Below are 4,190 nucleotides of genomic sequence, written 5' to 3' on the forward strand. Positions count from 1 at the left end.
ATGTGCTGGCGTTCTTCCAGAAGCTGTCGCCATGTCTGGTCGGCATCGAAGCCTGCGCCTCGGCGCACCATTGGTCGCGCGAACTGCAGGCACTTGGTCACGCCGTGCGGTTGATGCCGCCGGCCTATGTGAAGCCCTACGTCAAGCGGCAGAAGAATGACGCGTCTGACGCAGAGGCCATTTGCGAGGCGGTTACCAGAGCCAACATGCGGTTCGTGCCGACCAAGACTCCCGAGCAGCAGAGCGGCCTGGTACTCCACCGCGCCCACCATCTGTTCATCCGCCAGCAGACCTCGGTGATCAATGCAATCAGGGCCCATCTTGCCGAGTTCGGGATCGTTGCGCCGGTCGGGCGTCACGGTGTCGAGGAACTGCTCGATGTCATCGCCAATCCAAGCGACAGGCGGGTTCCGGAAATGGCCCGCGTGTGTCTCCTGGCATTCGGGGCTCAATTGCGCAGGATCAAGGAGCAGATCCTGGAGTTCGACCGTCTGATCAGGGACTGGCACCGATCCAACGAGATGAGCATGAGGCTCGATGAGGCTCCGGGCGTCGGCCCGGTGCTGGCCACTGCTTTGGTTGCTGCCGTTGCTGATCCAAAGTCCTTCCGATCAGGGCGCAACTTCTCGGCCTGGATTGGGCTGGTGCCGAAGCAGCATTCGAGCGGAGGCAAGAACAGGCTCGGCAATATAAGCAAACAGGGTGATCGCTATCTGCGCGGCCTGTTTGTGGCCGGCGCGCTTGCTGTCATCCGCTACGCCAAGATCCATGGCACCAAACATCGGCCCTGGCTGACGGCATTGCTGGCGCGGCGGCCGACCAAGATTGCGGCTATCGCGCTCGCCAACAAGATTGCCCGAATGGTCTGGGCCATGATGGCTAGGGGCGAGCGATACAAGGAACCCGTCGCGCTTGCGCGATAAATGAGATCGCGCCGGGCAATCGGCGTGATGTGAAGGTTGGGAGGGCGAACAGCACGTAATGCAGAGCCGGTCGATCCGGCGATCAGGACAACCCACATGTGCCAAGGCATTCTTGAATGCGAGGTGTTGGTCGGGACCTGATCCGCGGAGGGCATTATGGCCAGCGGTCATGTGAACCGCATCAAAAGGCCGAACACATGGCTGCACCGACCAATGCTGCAAAACCGTGAAGAAAGCTCTTGCCAAACCGGCGGTCGCGGTAGGGACGGAGATTACTCTCCGCCCCCCGCACAGAACCCGGCGGGCGCTGCTAACGCACCGGGCTCCCACCTTGGATGGTGACGATGAACCGCTTCTCAGGCCACGGATGCAGGATGCGTGGGAATGGCAGGTACCGATCAGCGATCGTCTTCATTCGGGCCCACGTTAATCGGCGCCGCTGGCTGCGGCGCATGAGGGCGCCGTGCCAGCGTTCGATCATATGATGCCGGAATGCAGAGATCGCTGAGCCGCTCATCGGCACAGCATAGTAGGCCATCCAGCCCCGCAGGACTTGGGCAAGCCATTTGCCTTGCCCGTCGATCCCGTCGTGGCGGGTCGCCATGAGCTGCTCCTTGATCTCCCGAAGTTTGGTTCGCATGCGCTTGGCCATTGGCTTCCTTCCGAGCACGAAGCCGCTGCCATCCCGCCGGGTCGCGCAGTAATGCTTGAACCCTAGGAAATCGAACGTCTCCGGTTTACCGAGGCCTCGAGTGCGGCGGTTCGCAGTTGCGTTCCGCCCAAACTCGATGAGCCGCGTCTTCTCGGGATGAAGATTCAGTCCAAAACGAGCGAGCCTCGCCTTGAGGTCGGCAAGGAATTGCTCTGCTTCGTGCCGGTGCTCGAAGCCAACGATGGAGTCGTCCGCGTAGCGCACGACAATCACGTCACCGGTGGCGCATCGCTGCCGCCACTGGTGGACCCATTGATCATAGACATAATGGAGGTAGATGTTCGCCAAGAGCGGGCTGATCACCGCGCCCTGCGGCGTCCCCTCCTCCGTCTCGATCAGGTGTCCATCTTCGAGCACGCCTGCCGTCAGCCATTTGCAGATCAATCGGATAATTCGCCGGTCGCCAATCCGATGCTCGACGAAGCGGACCAGCCACTTCTGGTCAACCTTGTCGAAAAAGGATTGAACGTCGCAATCGAGTACCCAGTTGATCCGCCGCTTCCCGATCCCGAACGCGAGCGCATCCAGCGCTTGATGCTGATTACGCTTCGGTCGAAAACCGTAGCTGAAGCCCAGGAACTCCGACTCATAGATCGGCGTCAGGATTGCCACCACCGCAGCCTGGACAATCTTGTCCTCTATGGCAGCGATGCCGAGCGGCCGCTGTCTGCCATCCGCCTTCGGTATGTACTTCCGGCGTGACGGCAGCGCTCGATACGCTCCTGTATGGACGCGAACATGCAGGCTCAAGAGGTTTGCCTCAAGGTGCTCTGCGTATTCGATCCACGTCCTCTCATCGACGCCTGGGGCAGCAGTCTTCTTTAGTCCGAAGAAGCTTGCCCGCAGTACCTCCATGTTGACGTGATGCAGGAGCGCCGTCAGCTTGTCCTGTCTGTTCCTGGTGACGGCTTCTCGTATGCGGGCCTGCGCGCGTGACACGGCTGCCCGGCTCTGCGTCCGGACCGTGCTTTGCAGCACCGCATTCTCCTTGGCCCCGCCCCTTCGCTCCACGGGCTCCGCAGCGGCCGAGGCCGCTTTGTTCGCTCGCTTCCTCGCTACTTCGGGCAGGTCCGACTTCTCCATCGCGCTCATCGTCGGCTATGACCTCCGGCCTTCCCGACAACGTCCCGGCCACGACTGGCGGGGACGGCGATGGAGATCTCCCGGTTCCCGTGCAAAAGGCTTCTGCGCATGCCAGGGTCTACGACGACGCGGGGTCGGCATGTGTCTCGCGATATCGACACCGGCCGTGTTGCCTTCTGTGGGACGGAAAACATCAGCACCCCGAACTTGTCTTACGCCGCTCAATACCTCGCCTGCGCCCTCCCCTGTGAACGCTTCACGTCTGCCCTCGCGGACAGCCCGTGCATCACTCGGGGCCGGTGCGGTTCGCTACACCTTCACCGTGACGGACTTCCACCGTCTACCTTTTGCCGGTCTCCCGGCGCACCCGTCCACAGCATCAAAAACGGAAGTCATCACGATCACTCAATGACTTTATCTGCGCGCCCGAGTAGCGCGATAGGAACAGTGATCCCAAGCCTGTTCGCAACTTTCAGATTGACGACTAATTCGATGGCAGTCGCCTGCTGTACCGGCAGGGAGGCCGGATTTTCGCCATTAAGAATCCGGCCCGCATAGTTGCCGACGATTGTGTAGGGCTCTGACACCGTACCTCCATAGCTCATGATGCCGCCCGCCTCAGCGAAGTCGGAGTATTGGTAGACCGCAGGGACGCCGTGATTGAGAGCCATTGTGCCCAATAACTCACGGCGGCTCGTAAAAAACGGATCAATCGCAATAATCAGCGCACCGGCGCGCCTCCGCTCAATTTCTGAAAATGCTTTTGAGAGATCGTCTTGACTGCTGGCGCTGAGGACTGAAAGCTGCACTCCAAGGCTAGCGGCTACACGCATTGCCTCATCCACCGGCTTCCGCAGCGCAGTGTTAGCCTGGTTCACAAGTAAACACATGGCATGGACGTCAGGTAACAACTCATGCATCAGCGCGAGGCGCTTAGTGAGCAGTTCCGAACCGAGAGACGTAACACCGGTTGCATTACCACTCGGGCTATTGAGGCTTTTCACAAGTCCTAAAGCGACAGGGTCGCCAGCCGTAAAGAAGACGATGGGAATGGTGGACGTTGCTGCTTTCGCCGCAAGTGACGCGGGGGTCGTTCCCGGCGTCACGATGACCTTCACCTTGCGCTCGACCAGATCGGCAGCCAGAGTGGGTAGGACTTCATTCCGGCCCTCAGCCCATCGATATTCAATCGCTACATTTTGACCCTCACGGTAACCCAATTCTGCGAGGCCGAGGCGAAAGTACTCTAGCGGCTTTACCAAAAGAGACGAAGACTCGCTGTGGAGCAATCCGATTACGGGCAGTATCGTCCGCTGGCCTCTCGTTTGGCCTACGGCCATCAGCCCTACGCCAGCACCCAGCCACTTAATGAATTTTCGCCGCCTCATACCTAGGGTCCCCCCCGGCTTGATGGTATGGTAAGGGCTCAAATTAGCCATTGGGAAGGGATGGAAACTGTCCTCGCAACGGAA

The 4,190-nt window shown here is 60.0% G+C and carries 3 protein-coding genes; 1 reads left to right on the forward strand and 2 read right to left on the reverse strand.

Annotated features, from left to right (window positions below; translation table 11 throughout):
- The coding region (locus tag ABR948_RS28665) for an IS110 family RNA-guided transposase (RefSeq protein ID WP_428124540.1) at nt 1-923 on the forward strand (923 nt) is incomplete at its 5' end.
- A gap of 310 nt (nt 924-1,233) precedes the next feature.
- Here the strand turns inward: ABR948_RS28665 and ltrA are convergent.
- Both ltrA and ABR948_RS28675 read right to left on the reverse strand, forming a co-directional pair.
- On the reverse strand, nt 1,234-2,718 hold the full coding sequence (gene ltrA / locus ABR948_RS28670) for a group II intron reverse transcriptase/maturase (RefSeq protein WP_428124542.1): 1,485 nt from the start codon (nt 2,716-2,718) through the stop codon (nt 1,234-1,236).
- 401 nt (nt 2,719-3,119) lie between these two features.
- On the reverse strand, nt 3,120-4,190 hold a 1,071-nt coding region (locus ABR948_RS28675; RefSeq protein ID WP_428124544.1), incomplete at its 5' end, for an ABC transporter substrate-binding protein.

The sequence above is a fragment of the Bradyrhizobium sp. genome, from assembly GCF_050014615.1.
Taxonomy (GTDB): domain Bacteria; phylum Pseudomonadota; class Alphaproteobacteria; order Rhizobiales; family Xanthobacteraceae; genus Bradyrhizobium.

Coding starts and splice junctions, on each gene's coding strand:
- ltrA (WP_428124542.1), bottom strand. CDS start 2,718: ATGGAGAAGTCGGACCTGCCCGAAGTAGCGAGGAAGCGAGCGAACAAA.